This window comes from Mesorhizobium sp. LNHC252B00, from assembly GCF_000502955.1.
Lineage (GTDB): Bacteria > Pseudomonadota > Alphaproteobacteria > Rhizobiales > Rhizobiaceae > Mesorhizobium.
On the sequence record NZ_AYWO01000007.1, the window covers coordinates 78,238 to 102,510 of the forward strand.

Below are 24,273 nucleotides of genomic sequence, written 5' to 3' on the forward strand. Positions count from 1 at the left end.
CCGCCGTGACGGCGCATATCCAGGGAGGAAGACCGTGATGAAAGCATTGAAGACACTGCTCGGCGCCGCGCTGGCGTTATCGATCGCCTCAGGCGGCGCGCGGGCCCAGCAGGTGCTGTTCTGGTCGACGCAGGCGCGCCCCGTCGAGGAAACCCAAAAGATGCGCGACGAGGTGCTGAAGGGTTTTGACGGTGCGGTCGACTATCAGGTCGCCGAGACCGGCCCCTGGCTCACCCGCTTGCAGGCCGAACTGCAGGCCGGCACCGGCACCATCGGCGTGCTCGGCGGCCTGCATGGTGATTTCTCCAATGTCGGCGCGAACTTTGTCGATCTGTCCGGCGTCGATGTCGGCGGCGTCAAGGTCAACGAAGCTTACAAGAAGCTTGGCATGCTCGGCACCGGCGAGCAGAAATACCTGCCATGGATGCAGGCCACCTATTTGATGGCGGCCAACAAGCAGGCCTTGCAATATCTGCCGCAAGGCGTCGATCTCAACACCATCACCTATGACCAGCTGATCGAATGGTCGAAGAACATCGCCGAGAAAACCGGCTCGCCGAAATTCGGCTTTCCCGCCGGTCCAAAAGGGCTCAAGCACCGCTTCTTCGAGGGGTTCCTCTACCCGTCCTACACCGGCTCGATGGTGACCAAGTTCCGTTCACCGGAAGCCGAGATCGCCTGGAACAAGTTCAAGGAATTGTGGCAATACACCAACCCGAACTCGACCAACTATGCCTTCATGCAGGAGCCGCTTTTGACCGGCGATGTCTGGGTGGCGTTCGACCATGTCGCGCGGCTTGCCGACGCCTTCAACAAGAAGCCGGATGAGTTCGTTGCCTTTCCGGCGCCGGCCGGCCCCGCCGGTCGCGGATTCATGCCTGTCGTGGCCGGTGTCGCCATCCCGAAGACCTCGCCCGACATCGACAAGGCCAAGGCGCTGGTCGCCTACATGCTGAAGCCGGAAACCCAGATCGCGACACTGAAAGCCACCAATTTCTTCCCGGTCGTCGACGTCAAGCTGCCTGACGACATGCCGGCTTCGGTCAAGGCCTTCGGTCCGGCGATCACCACCATGACCGGGGCTCCCGATGCTCTGCCGGCACTGCTGCCGATGGGGCTCGGCGATCTCGATGGCAAGTTCAACCAGGTCTACACCGACAGCTTCGAGCGCATCGTGCTCGGCGGCGAGGACGTGCATGGCGTGCTTGGCGAAGAGGCCACGGCGCTCAAGGGCCTGATCGACCAGGCCAAGGCGCCGTGCTGGGCACCTGACAAGCCATCCGAGGGGGCTTGCCCGGTCGACTAAATCCTCCCGAGGGGGCGCCCGGAGTTTGTTGCACTCCGGGCGCCCAGACCCGCACCCACATGGCCGCAGCATCGCAAAGGACACCACCATGCATGGCAAGGCTCTGCCCTATCTGTTGCTGATGCCGGCGACCTTGTTCCTCTGCATCTTCTTCCTTTACCCCTTCGCGCTGGTCGCTTTCGAGGCGGTGACCCGCGACGGCGCCTTCACCCTCGATAATTTTCGCACCATGGCCGGCAGCTGGAAATTCCCCGCCACGGTTCGCAACACGCTGCTGCTTGCGGCGATCGTCGTGCCGATCCAGCTCGCCATGGCGTTGCTGATGGCAAGCGTGGTGGCGCGGCTGGAGACCGGACGCAGCGCGGCGCTCTATGTCTTCGCCATTCCGCTCGGCATTTCCGACCTCGCCGCGGGCCTGATCTGGCTCGCTATCTTCGACCAGTCCGGCTTCCTCAACACGCTGCTCTCCAGCCTTGGCGTCGTCGACACGCCGATCATGTTCCTCGGCTATCAGAGCAAGCTGACCATCTTCATCGCCGTGGCACTGGCCGAGATCTGGCGTGCCACCGCAATCATGATGGTCATCCTCGTCGCCGGCATGGGCCTGATCCCCAAGGAATACTACGAGGCGGCGGAGGTGTTTGGCGCCAGCCCATGGCAGCGCTTTGTGCGCATCACGCTGCCATTGCTGCGCCCCAGCCTGCAGACGGCGATTATCCTGCGGGTCATCCTCGCCTTCGAAGTCTTCGCCGTGGTCGCAGCGCTTGGCGGCACAAATCTGCCGGTGCTGATGGGCGAGACCTACAATTGGCAATTCACGCTGCAGGACCGCAATGTCGCCGCCGCTTCGGCGCTGCTCATCCTCGCCATCTCGATCGGCTTCACGCTGTTCTTCCTCAGGGTGCTGCGGGTGCCTAAAGAGGCCCGGATATAAAGGAGGCGCGGATATGAGCGCCATCGCCGAAGTACCGGCCACGGCGACCGCCGATGCGCGCAAGGCCGGCGACTGGCTGCTGATCGCCACCGCCATGCTGCTTTGCGTCTGGGTGCTGCTGCCGATCTATCTCTTGCTCGTCAACGCGCTGTCGGCGCCGGGTGAGGTCACCGCCTTTCCCAAGCGCTTCTTTCCGTCCTTCGATTTTGGCAGCCTGTCCTTCTTCATCGAATTTGCCGGCGTCGCCAGGGCACTGTGGAACTCGGTCCTCGTCGCCACCCTGACGATGATCCTGTCCATCGGCTTCGGTGCGCCGGCCGGCTACGCGCTGTCGCGTTTCGCCTTTCCGGGCAAGGAGGCCTTCCGCTTCCTGGTGCTGATGACGCGCGCCTTCCCGTTGCCGCTGCTGGCATTGCCGCTGGCGGTGATGTTCATCCGCACCGGCCTCGACGACACCGCCATCGGGCTGGCGCTGGTCCATACCACGCTGGCGCTGCCGTTTGCCGTGCTGATCACCTTCTCGCTGTTCTCGGGCATACCCGTCGAACTCGAAGAGGCAGCCTGGACGCTCGGCTGCACAAGGCTGCAGGCCTTTCGAAAGGTCATCCTGCCGCTGGCGCTGCCCGGCATCGCGGCCTCGGCGGTGTTTGCCTTCACCATCTCCTGGAACGAGGTGTTTGCCGCCGCCGTGCTCACCATCGAGAACCGCACGCTGACCGCCTTCCTGCTGCAAAGCGTCGGTGAATCGCCGCTCTATCTCAAATTCGCCGGCGGTGCCGCACTGGTCGTGCCGGCGCTGATCTTCATCTTCGCCGTTCGAAAATACCTGTTTGCCATGTGGGGGATCGCCAACCGATGACGCGAGACGCGGAGACCGCACATGGCTGAAATCGCGATCAAGGGTGTGGCCAAGCGCTTCGGCGGCTTCACCGCCCTGCACCAGGTCGACCTCACCATATCAGACCAGGAATTCATGGTGCTGCTCGGCGCCTCGGGTTGCGGCAAGACCACCCTGCTGCGCATCGTCGCCGGGCTGGAAACGCCAAGCCAGGGCGAGGTCTGGATTGGCGGCCGCCGCGTTGACCATCTGCCGCCGCGCGACCGCGGCATTGCCATGGTGTTCCAGAACTACGCCGTCTTTCCGCACCTGACCGTGTTCGAGAACATCGCCTTCGGCCTCCGCATGAAGAAGTTGCCGCAAGCTGACGTCGAGCGTCGCGTTAACAGCACCGCCGAACTGATGCATATCGAGCAATTGCTGAAACGCTATTCGGGCCAGCTGTCCGGCGGCCAGCGCCAGCGCGTTGCCGTCGCCCGTGCGCTCGCCATGGAGCCCGACGTCATCCTGATGGACGAGCCGCTGTCGAACCTCGACGCGCTGCTGCGGCTGGAAATGCGCGCCGAACTCAAGGGCGTGCTTGCCGCGTCGAAGACCACCACCATTTATGTTACCCACGACCAGGTCGAGGCGATGAGCCTCGCCGACCGCATCGCCGTCATGCATCAAGGCCGCATCGTCCAGGCCGCGTCGCCGGTCGAGGTCTACCGCAATCCGGCCGCGCGTTTCGTCGGCTCCTTCATCGGCAACCCGCCGATGAATTTTATTCCGGCAACCAAGGCCAGGAATGGCAGCTGGACCGTTGCCGGACTGACGCTGCCCGGCCCCAAATCGGACAAGCAGAACATAGACTTCGCCATCCGCCCCGAAGACGTCGGTGCCGGCAGCGAGGGCTTGCATGCCACCGTGCGCGTCATAGAGCCGCTCGGATCACACACGCTGGTCACCTGCGATGTCGAGGGCGGCCTGTTCCGCGCCATCCTGGACTCGAATGCCGGCGTCCAGGTCGGCGATCACCTGCGGCTCGCGCCCAAACCCGACCGCATCCGCTGGTTCGATCCGGAAACCACCAATAGTCTTTGATACCGAAAGCCCTGAACTCTCATGACTGCTTCTCCCGCCAGTGACATCATCGCCCGCGCCGTCGAGGTGCTGAAAGAGAACGACAAGGGCGCCTACACCATCCCGACGAAAGGTCTCTATCCGTTCCAGTGGAACTGGGATTCCTGCCTCACAGCGCTCGGTCTGGCCCATTATGACGAGGCCCGCGCCTGGACCGAGATCGAGACCTTGTTCGCGCACCAATGGCCGGACGGCATGGTGCCGCACATCGTCTTCCATGTCTGGAGCGACGGCTATTTTCCCGGGCCGGAAGTCTGGCGCACCGGCCGCCCGACGGCCACCTCCGGAATCACCCAGCCGGCTGTTGCAGGTTTTGCCATACGCCGCCTGTTCGACCGGGCCAAGGACAAGAAATTTGCTGCGGAGCGGGCCCGCGCCTTGCTGCCGAAGATCGATGCCTGGCACCGCTGGTTCTACGAAAATCGCGACCCTGCGGGCGAGGGACTGGTCGCCATCATCCACCCGTGGGAGTCCGGCCGCGACAATTCCATCGACTGGGACGAGGCCTTCGACTGCGTGCCGACCGAAGGCGTCGAGCCTTACACGCGCCGCGACACTTTACACGCCGATCCGGCGCACCGGCCGACGCAAGGCCAGTATGACCGCTACATTTGGCTGTTGCAGCACTTTCGCGGGCTCGGCTGGGACAACACCAAATTGCATGACGCCTCGCCATTCCGGGCCGTCGATCCCGGCTTCAACGCCATTTTGGTCCGCTCCTGCGCCGATCTCGCCGATCTGGCACAATTGCTGGGCGAAACCGGGATCGCCAGCGCCAATCGTGCCCGCGCCGAAAAGAGCCTGGCGGCGATGGAGCGGCTGTGGAGCGATGCGCACGGCCAGTATCTCTGCCTCGACCGCGTCACCGGCAGGCTGGTCGACAGCGCCTCCGTCGGCGGCATCCTGCCGGCCTTCGCGGCCATTCCCGGGGCTCGCACCGCTGCGCTGGCCGCAACCGTCGAACGCCTTGCCGCCAAGGCACGCTACGTCGTCCCGTCGCATGATCCAGACGATCCACGTTTCGACGCCAAGCGCTACTGGCGCGGCCCGGTCTGGCTGGTGGTCAACTACATGATATCAGACGGCCTCGCCGCCGCCGGCCACAACGACGCGGCACGGCGCATCATGCAATCCAGCCTGGATTTGATCCGGGAAAGCGGCTTTGCCGAATATTACGACCCGCTCACCGGCGAGCCGCTCGGCGGCGGCCGCTTCACCTGGACGGCGGCGATGGTGATCGAGTTTTTGCGCGACGCGTAGGGGCAGCGCCGCCCTCTCTTTCCCTTCTCCCCTTGTGGGCCCCTTGTGGGAGAAGGTGGCCGAGCGCAGCTCGGTCGGATGAGGGGTGTTCCAGAAGACACCGCCGCCTCACTCCGCTGGGCCTCAACCGTCTCGGCGCTGCGCGCCGATCCACCTTCTCCCCTTGTGGGCCCACAAGGGGAGAAGGGAGAACCGCCAAGGCAGCTCACCCAAACTTCGGATCTAGACTGCCCGACTTGTAACGCTTGGCCATTTCCGCGACCGGCAGCGGCTTGATCTTCTGCGCGTTGCCGGCGGTGCCGAACTGTTCGAAGCGCTCCTTGCAAAGCTTGCGCATCGCGGCCATGGCAGGCGTCAGATATTTGCGCGGATCGAACTCGCTCGGGTTCTCGGTCAGCACCTTGCGGATGGCTCCGGTCAGCGCCATGCGGTTGTCGGTGTCGATGTTGATCTTGCGCACGCCGTGCTTGATGCCGCGCTGGATCTCCTCGACCGGGACGCCCCAGGTCGGCTTCATCTGGCCGCCATATTTGTTGATGATCTCCTGCAGATCCTCCGGCACCGAGGACGAGCCGTGCATCACCAGATGCATGGTGGGCAGGCGGCGGTGGATTTCCTCGATGACGTTCATGGCCAGCACCGCGCCGTCAGGCTTGCGCGAGAACTTGTAGGCGCCGTGGCTCGTGCCCATGGCAACCGCCAGCGCATCGACATGGGTATCCCTAGCGAATTCCACCGCTTGTTCCGGATCGGTCAAAAGCTGGTCGTGGCTGATCGCGCCTTCGATGCCGTGGCCGTCTTCCTGCTCGCCGCCGCCGCTCTCCAGCGATCCGAGCACGCCGATCTCGCCTTCGACGGACACGCCGCCCCAATGCGCCATGTCGACGACGCGCTTGGTGATGCCGGAATTGTAGGCGTAGTCGGCAGGCGTCTTGCCGTCTTCCTTCAGCGATCCGTCCATCATGACCGAGGTGAAGCCATACTGGATCGCGGTGACGCAGGTGGCCTCGTTGTTGCCATGGTCGAGATGCATGCAGACCGGAATGTCGGGATGGATTTCGACCAGCGCATCGATCAGCTTGGCCAGCACAACGTCATTGGCATAGGCCCGCGCGCCGCGGCTTGCCTGCAGGATGACCGGCGATTTGGTCTCCTCGGCGGCCTCCATGATGGCGAGGCCCTGTTCCATATTGTTCATGTTGAAGGCGGGTACGCCGTAGCCGTATTCGGCGGCGTGGTCGAGCAATTGTCTCAGTGTTATGCGAGCCACCCAATAGTCTCCCGTATCTGGTTTCAAGCGCAACGTCGTCCGACCGGTAGCCGGCCGGCCCTTGATGCTTCTGGCCGGATTTCAGCGGAACCGCAACCTTCACGGTTCTTCTCGATCGCAATTCTTGTTGCAGGGCTGAAATCCGGGCTCTTTGGTCAGGCCGCGATCAATTCCCGCGCCGCCAGGAGTTGCACGCAGGCATTGGCGGCTTCCTTGCCCTTGACGGCGAAGTGCTCGAAGAAGAAGCGGTGATGCTCGGCGCTGTCATGGTAGTTGTGCGGGGTGAGCACCGCCGACAGCACTGGCACGCCGGTCGACAGCTGCACGTTCATCATGCCGTCGATCACCGCGCTGGCGACGAACTCGTGCCGGTAAATGCCGCCATTGACGACGGAGGCGGTGCCGAGGATCGCGGCATAGCGGCCGGTTTGGGCCAGGGTCTTGGCGTGCAGCGGAATTTCATAGGCGCCCGGCACGTCGAAGACATCGACGGCGAAGCGGTTCTCCCCAAGCGCGGAAAGCTCCGCTTCGAAGGCCTGCACACATTGGTCGACGATGTCGGCATGCCAGCGCGCCCTGATAACGGCGACGCGGGTCGTTTCATAGTCTTTATGGGAATGCTGATTCATGGGTCCATCCTTCCGTTTCGAACCAGAATCAGGACGCACGATACGGATTAAGCCCGCGAAAAGCGGGCCGGCTTCCGTTTCGTTCTCTTCCATCCGGACTGTAACCGTCGGCTCCGGATTCACACCGGATCTGCTGACCCCTCCGACCATCGGAGGGCGCTCGCGGGCTCAGGCCGAAACCTTTACCGCCGGTGGGGACTTTCACCCCGCCCTGAGAACTTTAACGGCTTTGTATGGAAGGGCAGGGGTGCCGCTGTCAACCGGACGAAGAGCCGATGACCAATACAGTCTGTCAAGTGGATCGGCGCCACGCCGCCGCCGACGCCGCAACCAGCATCAGCACTGCTGCGACCGCCGCGCATGTCGCAAAACCAAAGCTGGAATAAAGCGGCCCGAAGCTGGTGGTGCCGACGAAGACCGCAAGATAGGTTACCGCGCTGTTCAAGCCCATGATCGTGCCGCGGCGCGACGGATCGAGTGCTGACAGACGCATCACCAAGACGTTGAGGCCGAAATGATTGGCCAGTCCCCAAACGGCCACCATGGTCAAGGTCAGCCCGAAACTGCCGCTCGTCGCGGCCATTGCGACATAGACGACGGCGACCAGAAGGTAGGCGAATGGCATGACGCGTCGTGCACCCAGCCGATCGATGACGCCGTCGAGGAGAGCAGCGGTGCCGAACCCGATCCCATAGGCGAGTGCGGCGAGCCCATTGGCGCTGACCGGCTCTCCCAGCCCAACGTGAAGGTGGTCGCCGAGATAGCCATAGACACCATAGAAGGCGGTCATGAACGCGGCGCAGGCAATGAGAAGCGGGACGATGCCGGGAATGCCGAGCGCGTCCAGCGGGGTCGGTGCCGGACCGCTTTTCCTGACATCGTTTAGCGAGGAGAGTGAGAGGCCGGCCAGTGCAAGCACTGCCAGCAGAGCGACTGCTGCGAAGACGGCGCGCCAATGCACGAGATCGGCCAACACCGCCGACAGCGAGACGCCGGCCACCATGCTGAGCGTCCATCCGGTCAGCACGACGCCGATCGTGCCGCTCTCCCTGCCCGGTGGAGCGATGGCCGCCGCACTGGCATAGATCGCCGGCATGGCGATGCCTGCAGCGATGCCCGCCAGCAACTGTGCCGCGACCAGCATGACCACTGTGGGCGCCATTGCACTTGCTACCAGCGCTATCGCCAGCAACAGCAATGCGCCCTGCAGCATCCGGCGCGCGCCGAGGCGGTCGATGTAGCGGGCCAGGAACAGGGCGCTTGCGGAGGTGCCGAGGCCGAACGCGGCCGCCGCGATCATCACGGTCGGCACGCTGGTACCGAACGAGGAGGCCACGGCCGGTGCGATCGGACCCAGCACAAGCGAATTCGAGCCGATGACCGCGATGCATCCGGTCAGCAGGTAAGCCAGCGCCGGGATCGGCGCGCGAGCGCTAGGCGCCAGAGATGCAACTTGATCTGCGTTCGACATATCGTCATGATCGCCGTATTTTATTCAGCTGCAATCGGGAAATTGGCCATGGATGAAGAAACAGATGGTATTCCGCAGAACAAGGCTGCGACCCGCGACCTCGACGCGATAGACCGAAGAATATTAGGCGTCCTGGTCGATGACGCCACGATCAGCTACGCCGAACTGGGCGATCGCGTGGGCTTGTCGCCTCCTGCCGCGCATGAGCGGGTCAAACGCCTTCGGCGCAGCGGCGCCATCCGCAACACCGCGGCAATCATCGATCCCCGGGCGGTAAAAAAGCCTTTGCTTGCCTTTGTCCATATCGACACCAAAGGCTGGGGAAAAACCCCGGAGCTGATGGCGGTTTCGGAGTATCCGGAGGTCGAGGAGATCCATTCGGTTGCCGGCGACAGCTGCATGCTGCTCAAGGTGCGCACCGAAGACACCAGGGCACTCGAAGGACTGCTGTCGCGCCTTTACGAGACGCCTGGTGTCACCTCGACCCGCAGCTATGTGGTGCTGTCTACCTATCTCGAGCGGCCGGTGCAGCCCGGCACCACCACCGAGTGGCCAACGCCAAGGCATATGGCCAAGCCGCTGTATTGAGGTTCGACGGTCGGCTCCTAACCACGCTCGGGAAACAGCGCCTGCAGGCCTTCGCGCGACGCCTTGGCGATGCCACGCTCGGTGATCAGGCCGGTCACCAGCCGCGCCGGCGTCACGTCGAAAGCCGGGTTCGCTGCGGGCGTCGTCGCCGGCGAAATGCGCACCTGGGCAATCTCGCCGCTGGCGGTCTTGCCCCAGACCAGCGACACCTCGTCGGAAGAGCGTTGCTCGATCGGGATCTCGGCCAGACCGTCATGCACCGTCCAGTCGATGGTCGGCGACGGCAGCGCGACATAGAAAGGCACATCATTGTCGGCGGCGGCTAACGCCTTGAGATAGGTACCGATCTTGTTGCAGACATCACCACTGGCAGTCGTGCGGTCGGTGCCGACGATGACCATGTCGATTGAGCCGCGCTGCATCAGATGGCCGCCGGCATTGTCGACGATCAGCGTGTGCGGCACGCCGTGGCCGGCCATCTCCCATGCGGTCAGCTGGGCGCCCTGGTTGCGTGGCCGCGTCTCATCGACATAGACGTGGACCGGAATGCCAGCCTCGGTGGCTAGGTAGATCGGCGCGGTGGCGGTGCCGTAGTCGACGGTGGCCAGCCAGCCGGCATTGCAGTGGGTCAGGATGTTGACCGGTTCGCCCTGCTGCTTGCGCGCCGCGATCGCCTTGATGATGGCGAGGCCGTTCTCGCCGATGGCCCGGTTGAGGCCTACATCCTCGTCGGCGATTTCACCGGCGCGTCGGTAGGCTGCTTCGGCGCGTTGCTCTGCTGGCAATGGCCGCAGGAAGCGCCGCATCTCGTCCAGCGCCCAGCGCAGATTGATGGCGGTCGGGCGCGTCTCGTGCAACGTCTCCCACGCGGCATCGAGCGCCGCATCGGAGGGATCGTCGGCCATCTGCATGGCGACGCCATAGGCAGCGGTGACGCCGATCAGCGGCGCGCCGCGCACCCACATGTCGCGGATCGCGGTGGCGATGCCGTCAACCGTGCCGATCGTCTCGATGCGGAAATCATGCGGCAGCCAGCGCTGGTCGATGATCTCCACCGAACGCCCGTCGCCGCTCAGCCAGATGGTGCGATAGTGGCGGTCGCCGACGTTCAAATGCTGCTCTCCTGTTCGATCAGCGCGGCCAGTTGGTTGACCTCGCCGATGCTATGGATATGGCGCCGGTTGACGGCGATGTGACGGCCGAATTTCAGCGCCTTTGCCTCACAACTGGCGCGCAAATCCTCGTCGGCAATGGTCTCGAAATCGGCATTGTGGGCGAGACCGAGGATGCGCCGATGAACCTCGATGCCGGCAAAGCCGAGCAGATCGGTCCAGATCTGGTGCAGCACATGGTCGAGTGCCTGCTCGGCGCCGAGCCTGTCGCCCTGATCCTCGAACAGGCTCTTCTGATAGAGCATGCCGCTGCGTTCGGTGCGCCACAGATGCGAGAACTCCGCGCGGAACACTGACCAGGTCTCGACTGTCACCTCGAGCAGATAGGCGCGCATGGCATCGCGCTTTCCTTCCTGCTCGTGCCCGCGTTGCGAGAAGAACGACATCCAGAAATTGGCGAGCAGCATGCCGACATCGAAGGCCATCGGGCCGTAGAAGGCGAATTCCGGATCGATCATCCGGGTTTCTGTATCGGTGACCATGATCGAGCCGGAATGCAGGTCGCCATGCAGCAGCGTTTCGGCATTGGCGGCGAAGATGTGCTTCAGCCGCTGCGCCTCGACCTTGAGGTCGCGGTCCGCGCGCAATTCGGCGACGAGGCCGTCGAGCTGCGGCGAGGTGTGCCGGTTCATCCTGGCGTCGAAATAGGGGTCGGAAAACACCAGGCTCTCGGTGATGTCGCAGAGTTCGACATTGTCGGCGAACAGCGCCAGGTCGACCTTGCGGTCCTTGGCCGCCATGTACAGGTCGGAGCCGCGAAACAGCGTGCGGGCCATGAACAGGCCGATATCCCGAGCAATGTTCGGCAATCGCCGGCCTTCGATCAGCGCGCGGCGCAGGATGATGTGCGGCGGCGCTAGATATTCCATGATGATCAGCGCCTGGCTTTCGTCGAAATAATGGATCGCCGGCACCGAACCCGGCGCGCGCGCCTCTTGCCTTGTCAGCGCATGATATTCGAAGAAGGAGCGTTTCAAGGGCAGCGGCCAGCTGTCGCCGACCAGACGGACATAAGGCAGGGCCTGCTTGACCACCGCCGCACCGCTGGCGCCCTCGACGATGAAGACGAGGTTGAGATTGCCGTCACCGACCTCGCGGACCTTCCAGCGTGTGGTGTCATTGCCGATCTTCGCGCACAGCGCGTAGTTTGTGCCAAGGCGGGCAGCCAGGGTCTCGACCGACAGGGCTTCGAACGGCAATTCTTCAGTCATCGTCATCCTCCCGCTATGCGCGCCCCGAACATAATCGAGACGTGACGGTCGGGCCAAGCTAGGAAGCGATCTGGCAATTGTCAATCGTGTTGACAATTGACGATACAGGCCATAGCGTCATGTCAGGGAGGAACGCATGGTCGGCAATGCCGTGTTCCGCGTAGAGGGACTGAGGAAATCCTTTGGCCATAACGAGGTGCTTGGCGGCGTCTCGCTCGAATTGCATGCGGGCGAAGCGACCGTGCTGATGGGCGCCAACGGCGCCGGCAAATCCACCCTCGTCAAGATCATCTCCGGCGTCTACGAACGCGGTGGCGGCACGATGGCGCTTGCCGACCAGGATTTTGCACCGAAAACCCCGGCCGAGGCGATCCGCGCCGGCGTCGTCACCGTTCACCAGAACATCAATGACGGTGTCGTCGCCGATCTCGACGTTGCTACCAATCTCACTCTCGACAGGCTGAGTGGCAGCGGCGCGCCGACCCTGTTCAATCCGGCGCGCGTGCGCCGGGAGGCCAAGGCGGTCGCGGACCGCATGGGGCTGGCCATCGATCTGATGGCGCGGGTAAGCGATCTTTCGCTGGCCGATCGCCAGATGGTGGCGATTGCCCGTGCGCTGGCGCACCAGCCGAAAGTGCTGATTCTCGACGAGCCGACCTCATCGCTCTCCAGCACCGAGGCCGATCGGCTGTTTGCACTGGTCGACAGGCTGCGCAAGCAAGGCGTGGCCATCCTCTACATCTCGCACCGCATGTCGGATATCAGGCGACTTGCCGACCGCATCGTCTCCATGCGCGACGGGATCATCTCAGGCATCTTCGACAAGAAGCCGCTCGACTATGAAGGCGCGGTCAACGCCATGCTCGGCCGCAAGATCCATCTCGACCAGATCGTTGCCAGGAATTCGGCCAAGGCAATCCTGACGATCGAGGGCCTGCGCATCGCGCCAGGTGCCCGGCCGATCTCGCTGACGCTCGGCGACGGCGAGGTCGTTGCGATCACCGGCCTCGTCGGTGTCGGCAAGACGGTGCTTGCCGAGACGCTGTTTGGCGTGCGCCAGCCGCTCGCCGGCACCATGACGATGAGCGGCAAGCCCTATGCACCGCGATCGACGGGTGAGGCGATCGCCGCCGGCGTGTTCCTCGTCGCCAAGGACCGTGGTGAGAACGGCATTGTCGGCGGCTTCAACATCCAGGAAAATATCAGCCTGCCGTTTCACAAGCGCATGTCGCGTTTCGCTGTTCTCAGGCGCCGTCTCGAACGCGCCACGGCGCGCCGGCAGATCGAGGAACTGGGCATCGTCTGCCGCTCCGAGAAGGACGAGATGTCGGAGCTGTCCGGCGGCAACCAGCAGAAGGTAATGGTCGCCCGCTGGATGGCTCAGGATGCAAGACTGTTCATTCTGGACGAGCCGTTTCAGGGCGTCGACATTTCCGCGCGGCGCGACATTGCCGCCAAATTGAGAGCGAGTGCAAACGGCCGCGCCACGTTGTTGTTCGTCACCGAACTCGACGAGGCGCTGGAGACCGCCGATCGCATCCTGGTGATGTCGGAACAGACCATCGTCGGCGAGCATCGCAATGCCGACGTCGATCTCGATCGTCTGCTGGCCGAGGTGGCGGGCGGACCGCTGCACAGCGCCGCCTGAGGGTCGCGGTGAATAGGATTGGAGAGAGCATGGGTTCGAGTTGGGTAAAGACGGCAGCGGCGCGCGGGAGCGCTGAATGACGTCGCGCGACCACGCCATCCGCTACGGCTTCATCGTGCTCTTGTTCGGGCTCGTCGGCTATTTCGCCATTGCCGCCGACGGTTTCGTCTCTCCGCAAAGTGCCGTCTTCATCTTCCAATCGGTTGCCATCACCGGCGTGCTTGCACTCGGCGTCACCGCGACGCTCGTCGTCGGCGGCTTTGACCTGTCGATCGGCTCGGTCGCCACGTCGGCCATGATGGCGGCCGCCTATGTCATGGTGGTGCTGGAGCAGAACGCCTTCGTCGCGGTCGTCGTCTGCCTGCTGATCGGCGCCATTGTCGGCCTGATCAACGGCTGGCTGATCGTCTACATGCGCGTGCCTGATCTCCTGGCGACGCTCGGCATGATGTTCCTGCTCGTCGGCCTGCAGCGCATTCCGACCGAAGGCCGCTCGATCGCCACCGGCATGACCATGCCGGACGGCTCGGTCGCCAACGGCAAATTCTCTGACGCCTTCCTGGCGCTTGGCCGCCACCGCTTCGATTTCTTCATCCCCAACCTCATTCCGGTGTCGGTGGTGGTGCTGCTCGTGCTCGCCGTGCTGATCTGGTTCTTCCTCGAATACACCCGTTTCGGCCGCATGATGTATGCGGTCGGCAGCAACGAGCGTGCCGCCGAACTCGCCGGCGCGCCTGTCAAGGCATACAAGATCTGGGCCTACGTTATTTCAGGAGTTTTTGCCTCGATCGGCGGCATCTTGCTCGCCGCCCGGCTTGGACGGGGCGACATCGCCTCGGGTAATAATCTGCTGCTCGATGCCGTCGCTGCGGCGCTGATCGGCTACGCGGTGCTGGGTGCTGCCAAGCCGAACGCCTTCGGCACGGCCGTTGGCGCGCTGTTCGTCGGCATCTTGCTGCAAGGCCTGACGATGATGAACGCGCCTTACTACACGCAGGATTTCGTCAAGGGCGTGGTTCTGGTCGTCGCCCTTGTCTTCACCTTTGCGCTTTCGGGCAGGGGCAGGAGGTAGCTTTCGATCGGAACAGGATTTTGGGTTCAACAAGAGTGGAGGAAAACAAAGTGAGCATTACAAGAAGACTTCTGGGAAAGGTGGCGCTCGGATTGGCCGGCGCAACCATGCTGATGCAGGTTCCGGCGCTGGCCGCCGACAAGCCGGCGCCTTTCGACAAGCCCGGCGTCAAGATCGCGCTGGTGCGTTATCTCTCGACCGGTGACTTCTTCCAGGCCTATCTCAGCGGCGTCGAGGCACAGTCGAAGGCGCTCGGCATCGACCTGCGCGTGCTCGACAGCCGCCAGGACGCCGCGCTTCAATCCGACATGGTCGACCAGGCCATTGCGCTCGGCGTTCAGGGCATCATCATCCAGCACGGCCTGACAGAATCGATGAAGGACGCCGCACAGCGTGCGGTCGACGCAGGCATCAAGGTTGTGGCTTTCGACGTCAATGTCGAGAACCCCAAGATCCCGCAGGTCGAACAGTCCGACCGCGACTTGGCCCGCCTCGCGCTCGAGCAGGCGGTCAAGGACAATGGCGAGAGCTGGGATGCCGGCTATGTCTATGTCGCCGGTATCGCGCCGCTCGACCGCCGCAACGAGACCTGGGTCGACGTGAAGAAGAAATATGCCGGCATCAAGGAAGTCGCGATGTTCGGCACGCTCGACAATCCGATCGCCAACTCGGTCGCCAACCAGGCCCGCTCGGTGCTGTCGGCCCATCCCGACATCAAGGTGATGTTCGCCCCCTACGATGAATTCGCCAAGGGCGTGAAGATCGCCGTCGACGAAGCGGGCTTGAACAAGGGCATCAAGATCTATTCGGCCGATATCTCAACGTCCGATATATCAGCGATGCGCGAGCCCGACAGCGCCTGGGCCGCGACCGCCGCGACCAACCCGGCCGTCGTCGGCCAGGTCTCGGTGCGTGCGCTGGCGCAGCTGCTGGCCGGTGAAGATCCCGGCCACAACGTCGTCGTGCCGCCGACGCTGATCACCCAGAAGGACCTCATCGACAAGGACATCAAGAACATGGAGGATCTGTCGGCCAAGCTGCCGCAGTTCGCTCACGCCGATGTCGCGATGCCGGCCTGGATGCCGAACCCGAACGCGAAGTAAGTTCGCTATCGAGGGCCGCTTGCAGCCGCTTGCTGCGGGCGGCCTTCTTGCCGAATATTTGCAGGGCCGGCTCGCTTGTTCCGGCCCAAGGTTCGGTGCGTGTATGGAACCACAGACCGCAATCGAGGAAAATCTGTCCGGTGCCGTCGCCGGAACATTGCTTCGATGCCCGCAGGCCACCACCGGCGTCGTGGTGTTGGGCGGATCGAGTGGCCGCGTCGATGTCGGGCGCGCGCGGCTTTTTGCAAACGAGGGCTCATCTGCCTTGGCCCTGCAGTGGTTCGGCGGCGAGGGCCAGGCTCCCGGAATATGCGAAATTCCCCTCGAAACCTTCTTTGCGGCAACCAACTCTCTCATTGAAACAGGATGCCGCCGCATCGTCTACGTCGGCACATCCAAGCGTGCCGGGGCCTCACTGCTCGCGGCGGTCCATGACCCGAGAATCGACGCTGTGGTCGCAATCAGCCCGTCATCGGTGGTTTGGGGAAATATCGGCGCGGGCCGGGATGGTGTCAGCTGGCCCGAGCGATCCTCATGGTCGCTCGACGGTATTCCCCTACCGTTTGTGCCGACGGATCCGAATTGGACCCGAGAGTATGTGGATGGCCTTGTGTCCTACCGAGGACACTTTGAGCATTGTTTCAAAGCCTTCGAACGGGAAGCAAATGCGACAGCCATCCCCGTTGAGACCGCATCGGCCGAGATTCTGCTGGTTGCAGGTGGCGACGACGCGCTGTGGCCCTCCCTATGGTTCGCAATGGACATTGTTCGGCGGCGAGACAACAAAGGCAAGGTCACACATCTCGTTTCATCGCCGGGCGCGGGCCACCGCATTCTCTTGCCAGGTGAGAACACACCACGCTCCGCATTGCATGCACACGGAGGCAATGACGAGGCTGATTCAAGGCTTGGCAGAAAGGCTTGGGAAGGCATCCGGGAACTGCTGTAGCAGACCGGTTTCGGCTACTCGTTGAACAGATCGGAGTGAGAGCCGGTCCGAGCAAGCTGTAATTCGTCGCTGGCCACCCGATAGATCAAGAGCCAGTCCGGTTCTATGTGCGCGTCACGATAGCCTTTCCAGTCGCCTTTCAAGGGGTGGTCCTTATAACTCGCCGGTAGCTCGTTTCCGGCGATCAGCCGGCCGAGCAGTTCGCGCAATTTGCCAAGGTCTTTGCCACGCTTCTCAATACGTTTCACGTCGCGACGGAATTGCCCGGAGCGAACAGGCGTCAGCACATCAGATGCCCAAATCCTTGAACAGCTCATCGGCCGAGGCGAAACGCTTGCCCTTGCCCTGTTCCAATTCGGCCATGGCCTTTCGAGTGGTTGCGTTAGGCACCTTCACCGGAAAGGGAAATTCCTTGTCGGCAGCGACGCGAACCAAAAGCAGGCGGATGGCGTCGGAAACCGACAGGCCCATTGCCGCCAGGGCTTCTGTTGCCTGATCCTTTGTCGCCGTATCGATCCGAGCGCGGACCACGGTATCAGTTGCCATGTTATAACTCCTCTGAGTGAGCTACAATGTAGCTACGGATTGCTAGCTGCGCAAGCCGGTTGATGCTCTCTCAATCTACCGCAACGCCGCCGCGATATTGCCGCCGTCGACCGTCGTCACGTCGGCGGTGGTTCGGTCGGCCAGCGCGTGGTGCAGGAATGCCTGTGCCACGTCCTGCGCCGTCACTTCCTGGCCGAGCAGATTGCCGGACATGTAGTCCTTCTCCGACACGCCGCGCGCGCCCGAGCGGCTGGCGATCATGGCGTCGGTCAACAGGCCTGAGCGGATGCGGTCGGCGTTGACGGCGTTGGATCGGATGCCATACGCGCCATAGTCGAGCGCGTATTGCCTGGACAGGAACAGGGTCGCTGCCTTCGGCAAGCCATAGGCGCCGAACTTCGGGCCAGGATTGACTGCTTGTTTGGACGTGTTGAACAACAACACGCCGCCAGTGCCTTGTTCGAGCATGATGCGCACAGCGTTCTGCGCCACCGACTGATGGGCGAAGAAGTTGAGCTCGAAGCTTTTGCGCAAAAGCGCATCGTCGAGTTCGCCGATGCGGCCTTCCCAGGCAGCACCGGCATTGGACACCAGGATGTCGACACCGCCGAACACGGCGACCGCTCTGTCGAAGGCGGCACGCACCTGTGCCGGGTCGGTGATGTCGGTGGCGACGCCGATCGAATTGTTACCGGCCTTCTTCGCCGCCTCGGCGGCCTTCTCGGCATCGAGATCGACGACGACGGCGTGAGCGCCATTGTCGGCGAACAGTTTTGCTGTCGCCGCACCGATCGCGCCGGCGCCGCCGGTGATCAGCACGACCTGGCCGGTCAGCGGCTTCGGCTTGTTGGAGGCGAGCTTGGCCTGCTCCAGCGACCAGTATTCGAGCGGGAACAGGTCTGCCTTGGAGAGCGGATGGAAACGCCCGACCGCCTCGGCGCCGCGCACCGCCTCGATCCACATCTCGCCGACATCCGACGCGATCTTCGCATCCTTCAGAGTGCGGCCATGGCCGAACATGCCGAGGCCCGGCACCAACGTCAGCCGCGGCATCTGGTCGAGCATGGTGCGCTTGACGTCGTCGAGCGCGTCATTGGTCTCGAAATAGGCGCGGTAATCCTTGGCGAAGGCGTCGACATGGTCCTTGATCACCGCCTTGTAGTCGCCGGCCTTGTCGGCATCGGGCGCCGGCAGTGCCATCGGTCCGGTCTTGATGCGGATCGACAGATCGGGCGTCGACACGCCGCGTCCAGCATAATCGGCAATCTCGGTCGAATTGATGAAATCGACGATTGCCGGCGAAGTGCGGAAGTCGCTGATCATGCGGTCGAAGCGGCCTTCGCCGCGAGCCACTGCAACGGCACCACGCAGCATCGGCGCGATAGACGCCGGTGTCGCGAGCTTTGCCGGCAAGGCTGCCTTTGCTGCCTTGGGCTTGCCGCTTGCGGTAATGAAGTCCTCGGCGACATTCACATAGTGGATCATCCGGTCGTAGGCTTGTTTGGCGTCGTCGCCGAAGGTGAAGATGCCATGCTTGTCGAGGATCAGGCCCTCGACCGTGGGGTCGGCGTCGAAGATGTCGGCGGCCGCCTTGGCGAGGTCGAAGCCGGGCATGATGTAGGGCACATAGCCCATCTTGCTCCCGAACACCGTCTTCACCAGCGGTTTCGAATCTTCCTGGTCGACGATGGCCAAGATGGCAGTCGAGTGCGTGTGGTCGACGAATTTGTGCGGCAGGAAGGCATGCAGCAGCGTCTCGACAGAAGGATTGGGCGATGACGGGTCGATGAGGTTGGCGCGTTGCAGGGCAACCATGTCCTCGTCGGCCAGTTTGTTCAGCGCGCGCGCCTTGAGCAGTGGCTTGAGCTTGACCGCCGGCAGGCCCTGCGGCTCGATGACGCCCATATCCCAGCCGCTGCCCTTGACGCACAGCACGTCCCACTCGTCGCCGACAAGATCGACGGCCGTCGTCTTGCAGGAGGTGTTGCCGCCGCCATGCAGCACCAGTCTCGGTTCACCGCCCAGCAGCCGCGTCGTGTAGACGCGCAAGGCCAGGTCGCGGCCGACGCCCTTCCTTGCATAGTCGGCAACGAGCTTTTCGGCTGCATCGTCATTCCACAGGTTCTTCATGTTCGCTTCGTCCAATTGCTGTCTTCGATGGTGAAACAGGAATGCCGCGACGCTTTGATGACAATGCGACGGCGACGGGAGTGCTGATTGCTAGGAAGCCTTTTCTGTCGTGGCGGCCGCATGATCCAAGAGCCGCTGCGCCATGCGCGCGCCGACCACCAAATGCGTGCAAAGGCCACCGGCGATCGCCGCGAGCAGCGGTTCGAACTTGCTGTCCTCCTGTACGACCATCAGCCGCCGGGCGATGGCGCGCAGTGAGGCAAGTTCGGCGGAGATCACCCGCCTGTTATAACTGCAGTCGAGCACTTTGCCCCCGGCGTCGATGATCTGCCCGGCAATGACGCCGGCAGCGCCCTGCTTTCGCAGTTCCGCCATTTCACTTGGTGTCAGCGCGCCGCATTTGACCAGATGGCTGTCGGCATCGACCGCGCCGACCGAGTATAGCGCCAGATCGCATTCGCCGACGCCCGATAATTGTTCGCGGATCACCGGTTCGGCACGCAGCGCACGTGCCAGCTCTTCCGTCGACAGCACCAGCGGTGCGTAGAAGTTGAGCCCCTTGGCGTTCAGGCGCCGCGCGATCTCCATCGTGCACTGATCGGGCCGATAGGAATAGGGCGCGCCGAGATTGCCGCAGAGTTGCGCCACCGTGACATCCTGCAGGTCAGCATAGGACATGATGTCGGCGATCATGTAGACGGTCCGGCCCCAGGCGACGCCGATGCGGTCGCCCTTCTTGACCAGCTCGAGAAAGACGCTTGCCGCCAGCACGGCGATTTCCGTCGATGGGTCGGCGATATGGTCGTTTTCAGGCGCGATCCAGACGGCGTCGAGGTGCAGCGCATCTTCGAGTTTGCGCGCCAGCACATCGTCGGTGAAAAGTTGGGTCGAGGTCGAGATGTTGACGATGCCGGTCTCGCGCGCCTTGCGCAGATACATGGCGACCGAAGCGCGGGAAATGTTAAGCTGGCTTGCCACCTGGTCCTGCCGCAGGCCATGGGCATAATAGAGCCAGGCGGCCTTGTGGATAAGTTGTTCTGCCGGTCTGATCGCCATGCCATCTCCTCGGCTGACATTATTCACGGCTCTCGACAAAAGTCAAACTGGACACAGGTATGCGATGCCCTTTGGCGAGGCGAATCTGGATGATCATTGCGCCAAATGCGCCTCAACGGGGCATCGTTGATGGTGACGCGGCCCGAGGCCGTGATTAGAACGTCTAAAGAAAGAACGCGGGGAGTATGGGGATGGGCAATCCTTACGAACAGGATCTCGACAAGAACGCGGCCAACCATCAGCCGCTGACGCCGCTCACCTATCTGGAGCGCGCGGCCAGGACCTATCCCGACCATATCGCCATCATCCACGGCCGCCAGCGCATCGACTATCGCAATTTCTGGCATCGCTCGCTGAAGCTTGCCTCGGCGCTTCAGAAACGGGGCATCGGCAAGGGCGACACGGTCACCGTCATGCTGTCCAACACGCCGCCGATGCTGGAGGCGCATTTCGGCGTGCCGATGACCAAGGCGGTGCTGCATTCGCTCAACACACGCCTCGATGCCGCGGTCATCGCCTTCCAACTCGACCACGCGGAGACCAAGGTACTGATCGTCGACCGCGAGTTCTCCAGTGTCATCAAACAGGCCCTGGAACTGGCCAAGGTCAAGCCGCTGGTCATCGACTATGACGATCCCGACTACGCCGCCGACGCGCCGTACCCTAAAGGCGAGCGGATTGGCTCGCTCGACTATGAGGCCTTTGTCGCCGGTGGTGATGCGGATTTCGCCTGGTCGATGCCCGACGACGAATGGGATGCGATCTCGCTCAACTACACGTCGGGCACGACAGGCAATCCGAAGGGCGTGGTGTACCATCACCGCGGTGCCGCCCTGATGGCCTACACCAACACCATCCATGCCGGCATGGCCAAGCATGCGGTCTATCTGTGGACGCTGCCGATGTTCCACTGCAATGGCTGGTGCTTTCCCTGGACGCTCGCCGTCCAGGCCGGCACCCATGTCTGCCTGCGCTGGGTGCGGCCGAAGCCGATCTACGATGCGATTGCCGATCTCGGCGTCACGCATCTTTGCGGCGCGCCCGTGGTCATGTCGGTGCTGATCAATGCGAAGGACGGGGACAAGCGGGAGTTCCCGCAGACGGTCTCCTTCAACACGGCCGCCGCACCACCGCCGGAAGCCGTGCTGTCGGGGATGGCCGATGCCGGCTTTGCCGTCACCCATCTCTATGGCCTGACCGAGACCTATGGCCCCGCGGTCGTCAACGAATGGCACGGCGCCTGGGACGACCTCGAAAAGGGTGAACGCAGCGCCAAGAAGGCACGGCAGGGCGTACGCTATGCGGCACTCGAAGGCCTGACCATCATGGATCCTGAGACGATGCGGACGACGCCGGCGGACGGCGAGACCATCGGCGAGGTCATGTTCCGCGGCAACATCGTCATGAAGGGCTATCTGAAGAACCGCAAGGCGAGCGACGAGGCCTTTGCCGGCGGCTGGTTCCATTCCGGCGATCTCGGTGTCATGCACGCCGATGGCTACATCCAGCTCAAGGACCGCTCCAAGGACATCATCATCTCGGGCGGCGAGAATATCTCCTCGATCGAGGTCGAGGATGCGCTCTACAAACACCCCTCCGTCGCCTCTTGCGGTGTTGTCGCCAGGCCCGACGACAAATGGGGCGAGGTGCCCATCGCCTATGTCGAATTGAAGCCTGGCAAGTCGGCGACCGAGGCCGAGATCATCGAACACTGCCGCGCGCTGCTTGCCCGCTTCAAAGTGCCGAAGGCGGTGATCTTCGCCGAAATCCCGAAGACCTCGACCGGCAAGATTCAGAAGTTCCGGCTGCGCGAAATGGCAAAGGTCGCCTGAATCGCCGACAGTCTCTCGCGGAAAATATTCTCTACAGTCCGCATCCTCCGGTGGCTTCGTGACGTCTATCGAATGTCACCATCTGTCAACAATCGTACAAGTACGCCGAAATCGCATTGACAGGTCACTCGTTTCGATTTACGAGTGACGAAAATTGAAATTCGTCATTCGTAAAGCAACAGAGGTCATGTCCGAAGCCGCCACCATCGTCGCCGACGCCGCCCGACAGGAAAATGTGACGCGCATTCTCGATTGCGCCGAGCGCTTGTTCCGCCACTACGGCTACGGCAAGACCAATGTCGCCGACATCGCCCGCGAACTCGGCATGTCGCCGGCCAACATCTACCGCTTCTTCGCTTCCAAGGTGGAAATCCACCAGGCGGTCTGCGGTCGGATGCTCGGTGCAAGCTATAAGATGGCCTACGAGATTGCCCACCTGCCGATCAGCGCCGAGGAGCGGCTTCGGCGCTACATACATGCCCAATACAAGATGACGATGGAAGTCATGCTCGACGAGCAGAAGGTCCACGAGATTGTCGTCGTCGCACTCGAACGGGACTGGGGCGTCATCGACAAGCATGTCGACAGCATTCACGACCTGTTTGCGGACGTGATCCGCGACGGCATCGAGGCCGGTGAGTTCAGGGAACAGGATCCGGTGATCGCGTCTCGGTGCTTCGGCGCCTCGACCGTCATCCTGTGTCATCCGCAGATGGTGGCGCAATGCCTTGCCAAGACCAACCGGGCGATGCCCGACGACCTGATCGACTATGCGATCAGGGCTTTGAAGTAATAGCCGCCGAACGCCGGTATCGACCGTTCATCTCCAGTCGGGAGTACAAGATGTCTTTGTCCAGTTCCATCCTCCGCAAACTGCCAGTTGCTGGCCTGATGGTCGCGGCCCTCGGGCTCGCCGGCTGCAGCCAAGAAAAAGCCGAGGTCAAGGAGATCATCCGGCCGGTCAAGGTCGTCGAGATCGCCCAGGCGCATGATAAGCGCACGCTCTCCTATTCCGGCTCGGTGCGGGCCCGCACCGAAAGCGCGCTGGCTTTCCGGGTCAACGGCAAGATCACAGAGCGCCTCGTCGACATCGGCCAGCACGTGGCCTCGGGCGATGTGCTCGCCCGCATCGATCCCATCGACTACGACCTTTCGGTCAAGAGCGCGCAGGCAGCCCTTGATGCCGCCGATCGGCAGGTCGAGACATCGGAGCTTGCCCGCAAGCGCGCCGAACAGCTGTTCGACAAGAAGTTCGCGCCGAAATCGCAGCTGGAGCAGGCGACCTTGGCCTACGACCAGGCCGTCGCCACCCGCGATTCCGCCCGCTCGACGCTTGCCCAGGCCAGGAACCAGGTTGGCTATACCGATCTCAAGGCCGACAGGGATGGCATCATCACCGCAGTCAGCGCCGATGTCGGCCAGGTGGTCGGCTCCGGCTCGCCGGTGGTCACCGTCGCGGTCGACGGCGAAAAGGAAGTGCTGATCGCCGTTCCGGAAATGGAAATCGCCGAATTCAAGCCGGGCAAGGTCGTCAAGGCGGGCTTCTGGTCCGACGACGCGTTGGCGCTGGACGGCAAGGTCCGTGAAGTCGCCGGCAGCGCCGATCCGCAATCGCGCACCTTTGCCGTCCGCGTCAGCCTGCCAAACGACCCACGCGTGCTTCTCGGCATGACCGCCAGCATCGAAGCCTCGGCCGCCAATGAACGGCAGCTCGTCTCGATCCCGCTGAGCGCATTGGCTGAGAAAGACAGCCAGTCGATCGTCTGGACCGTCGATCGTGGCGCCGATACCGTTCATGCCCGTCCGGTCAAGGTCGCGAAGTTTGCCGCCGATGGCGTGCGTGTCGCAGAGGGTCTGAAGCCCGGCGACGTCGTGGTCGCTGCCGGCACGCAGTTCATGACCGAGAATCTCAAGGTGAAATTCGCCGGTGACACGGTGCTGCAATCCGCCTCTGCGGCGGGTGACGGCGGCGACACCAAGCAGGTGCGCTGACGAAAGACAACCGGCTGCGCGTTCCCGCAGCCGCTGGTTTCCGGGCGGCAAGCGCCCACCCGAGACGCTCGATTGATGTAACCCCCACATCGATTTCGCGTCCCACCGCGATGAGCGTTTCTCCTCTCGGAGAGCCTTGCCGCC

At 63.0% G+C, this 24,273-nt stretch carries 22 protein-coding genes and 1 riboswitch; of the genes, 13 read left to right on the forward strand and 9 right to left on the reverse strand.

What is annotated here, in order from left to right; genetic code table 11:
* The first annotated feature begins 37 nt into the window (after window positions 1-37).
* From X744_RS158220 to X744_RS158200, 5 genes are all read left to right on the forward strand, one after another.
* Window positions 38-1,306 (forward strand): ABC transporter substrate-binding protein, encoded by a 1,269-nt coding sequence (locus tag X744_RS158220; RefSeq protein ID WP_023758978.1) that lies wholly within the window; start codon window positions 38-40, stop codon window positions 1,304-1,306.
* Window positions 1,307-1,394: 88 nt separating this feature from the next.
* Window positions 1,395-2,240, forward strand: coding sequence for a sugar ABC transporter permease (locus X744_RS158215; RefSeq protein WP_023758979.1), 846 nt, complete (start codon window positions 1,395-1,397; stop codon window positions 2,238-2,240).
* Window positions 2,241-2,253: 13 nt separating this feature from the next.
* Window positions 2,254-3,099 carry a carbohydrate ABC transporter permease gene (locus X744_RS158210; RefSeq protein WP_023758980.1) on the forward strand — a complete coding sequence of 282 codons (846 nt, stop codon included), beginning with the start codon at window positions 2,254-2,256 and terminating at the stop codon, window positions 3,097-3,099.
* A gap of 21 nt (window positions 3,100-3,120) precedes the next feature.
* A complete protein-coding gene (locus X744_RS158205) occupies window positions 3,121-4,161 on the forward strand; it encodes an ABC transporter ATP-binding protein (protein ID WP_023758981.1) in 1,041 nt (346 codons plus the stop codon).
* A gap of 21 nt (window positions 4,162-4,182) precedes the next feature.
* Window positions 4,183-5,460 carry a trehalase family glycosidase gene (locus X744_RS158200; protein ID WP_023758982.1) on the forward strand — a complete coding sequence of 426 codons (1,278 nt, stop codon included), beginning with the start codon at window positions 4,183-4,185 and terminating at the stop codon, window positions 5,458-5,460.
* A gap of 205 nt (window positions 5,461-5,665) precedes the next feature.
* Here X744_RS158200 and fba read toward each other — a convergent pair whose 3' ends face one another.
* From fba to X744_RS158185, 3 genes are all read right to left on the reverse strand, one after another.
* On the reverse strand, window positions 5,666-6,730 hold the full coding sequence (gene fba, locus X744_RS158195; protein ID WP_023758983.1) for a class II fructose-bisphosphate aldolase: 1,065 nt from the start codon (window positions 6,728-6,730) through the stop codon (window positions 5,666-5,668).
* Between the two features lie 155 nt (window positions 6,731-6,885).
* A complete protein-coding gene (locus tag X744_RS158190; RefSeq protein ID WP_023758984.1) occupies window positions 6,886-7,359 on the reverse strand; it encodes a 6,7-dimethyl-8-ribityllumazine synthase in 474 nt (157 codons plus the stop codon).
* Window positions 7,360-7,436: 77 nt separating this feature from the next.
* A riboswitch (FMN riboswitch) is annotated at window positions 7,437-7,582 on the reverse strand.
* 69 nt (window positions 7,583-7,651) lie between these two features.
* Window positions 7,652-8,830, reverse strand: a complete 1,179-nt coding sequence (locus tag X744_RS158185) for an MFS transporter (RefSeq protein WP_023758985.1) — start codon at window positions 8,828-8,830, stop codon at window positions 7,652-7,654.
* A gap of 48 nt (window positions 8,831-8,878) precedes the next feature.
* On the opposite strand from X744_RS158185, the gene X744_RS158180 reads away from it, so the two are divergent.
* Window positions 8,879-9,418 carry an Lrp/AsnC family transcriptional regulator gene (locus X744_RS158180; protein WP_023758986.1) on the forward strand — a complete coding sequence of 180 codons (540 nt, stop codon included), beginning with the start codon at window positions 8,879-8,881 and terminating at the stop codon, window positions 9,416-9,418.
* Between the two features lie 17 nt (window positions 9,419-9,435).
* On the opposite strand, the gene mtnA is transcribed toward X744_RS158180, so the two are convergent.
* Together mtnA and mtnK are read right to left on the reverse strand one after the other, a co-directional pair.
* The gene (mtnA, locus tag X744_RS158175) at window positions 9,436-10,530 is read right to left on the reverse strand and encodes an S-methyl-5-thioribose-1-phosphate isomerase (protein WP_023758987.1); all 1,095 of its coding nucleotides are present in this window, start codon (window positions 10,528-10,530) and stop codon (window positions 9,436-9,438) included.
* Window positions 10,527-11,801 (reverse strand): S-methyl-5-thioribose kinase, encoded by a 1,275-nt coding sequence (gene mtnK, locus X744_RS158170; protein WP_023758988.1) that lies wholly within the window; start codon window positions 11,799-11,801, stop codon window positions 10,527-10,529. The genes mtnA and mtnK overlap by 4 nt, the downstream gene beginning before the upstream one ends.
* A gap of 136 nt (window positions 11,802-11,937) precedes the next feature.
* Here mtnK and X744_RS158165 point away from each other — a divergent pair, with 136 nt between their 5' ends.
* The 4 genes from X744_RS158165 to X744_RS158150 all read left to right on the forward strand — a co-directional run bounded on the left by X744_RS158165 (window position 11,938) and on the right by X744_RS158150 (window position 16,573).
* The gene (locus X744_RS158165; RefSeq protein ID WP_023758989.1) at window positions 11,938-13,449 is read left to right on the forward strand and encodes a sugar ABC transporter ATP-binding protein; all 1,512 of its coding nucleotides are present in this window, start codon (window positions 11,938-11,940) and stop codon (window positions 13,447-13,449) included.
* A 76-nt stretch (window positions 13,450-13,525) separates the two neighbouring features.
* Window positions 13,526-14,521, forward strand: a complete 996-nt coding sequence (locus tag X744_RS158160; protein WP_023758990.1) for an ABC transporter permease — start codon at window positions 13,526-13,528, stop codon at window positions 14,519-14,521.
* 50 nt (window positions 14,522-14,571) lie between these two features.
* Window positions 14,572-15,624: a substrate-binding domain-containing protein gene (locus X744_RS158155; RefSeq protein ID WP_023758991.1), complete on the forward strand. Its 1,053-nt coding sequence runs from the start codon at window positions 14,572-14,574 to the stop codon at window positions 15,622-15,624.
* A 103-nt stretch (window positions 15,625-15,727) separates the two neighbouring features.
* On the forward strand, window positions 15,728-16,573 hold the full coding sequence (locus X744_RS158150) for an acyl-CoA thioester hydrolase/BAAT C-terminal domain-containing protein (protein ID WP_023758992.1): 846 nt from the start codon (window positions 15,728-15,730) through the stop codon (window positions 16,571-16,573).
* Window positions 16,574-16,587: 14 nt separating this feature from the next.
* Here X744_RS158150 and X744_RS158145 read toward each other — a convergent pair whose 3' ends face one another.
* The 4 genes from X744_RS158145 to X744_RS158130 form a co-directional block, all read right to left on the reverse strand.
* A complete protein-coding gene (locus tag X744_RS158145; protein ID WP_023758993.1) occupies window positions 16,588-16,860 on the reverse strand; it encodes a type II toxin-antitoxin system mRNA interferase toxin, RelE/StbE family in 273 nt (90 codons plus the stop codon).
* A gap of 1 nt (window position 16,861) precedes the next feature.
* Entirely contained in the window at window positions 16,862-17,119 is a 258-nt protein-coding gene (locus tag X744_RS158140) for a type II toxin-antitoxin system RelB/DinJ family antitoxin (RefSeq protein ID WP_023758994.1), read from the reverse strand.
* A gap of 75 nt (window positions 17,120-17,194) precedes the next feature.
* Window positions 17,195-19,249: a bifunctional aldolase/short-chain dehydrogenase gene (locus X744_RS158135; RefSeq protein WP_023758995.1), complete on the reverse strand. Its 2,055-nt coding sequence runs from the start codon at window positions 19,247-19,249 to the stop codon at window positions 17,195-17,197.
* Between the two features lie 90 nt (window positions 19,250-19,339).
* The gene (locus X744_RS158130) at window positions 19,340-20,305 is read right to left on the reverse strand and encodes a sugar-binding transcriptional regulator (protein ID WP_023758996.1); all 966 of its coding nucleotides are present in this window, start codon (window positions 20,303-20,305) and stop codon (window positions 19,340-19,342) included.
* Window positions 20,306-20,496: 191 nt separating this feature from the next.
* Between X744_RS158130 and X744_RS158125 the strand changes: the two genes are divergently transcribed.
* The 3 genes from X744_RS158125 to X744_RS158115 all read left to right on the forward strand — a co-directional run bounded on the left by X744_RS158125 (window position 20,497) and on the right by X744_RS158115 (window position 24,129).
* Window positions 20,497-22,137 carry an acyl-CoA synthetase gene (locus tag X744_RS158125; protein WP_023758997.1) on the forward strand — a complete coding sequence of 547 codons (1,641 nt, stop codon included), beginning with the start codon at window positions 20,497-20,499 and terminating at the stop codon, window positions 22,135-22,137.
* A 187-nt stretch (window positions 22,138-22,324) separates the two neighbouring features.
* Entirely contained in the window at window positions 22,325-22,930 is a 606-nt protein-coding gene (locus X744_RS158120; protein ID WP_023758998.1) for a TetR family transcriptional regulator, read from the forward strand.
* Between the two features lie 50 nt (window positions 22,931-22,980).
* The gene (locus X744_RS158115) at window positions 22,981-24,129 is read left to right on the forward strand and encodes an efflux RND transporter periplasmic adaptor subunit (RefSeq protein ID WP_023758999.1); all 1,149 of its coding nucleotides are present in this window, start codon (window positions 22,981-22,983) and stop codon (window positions 24,127-24,129) included.
* Window positions 24,130-24,273 lie beyond the last annotated feature (144 nt).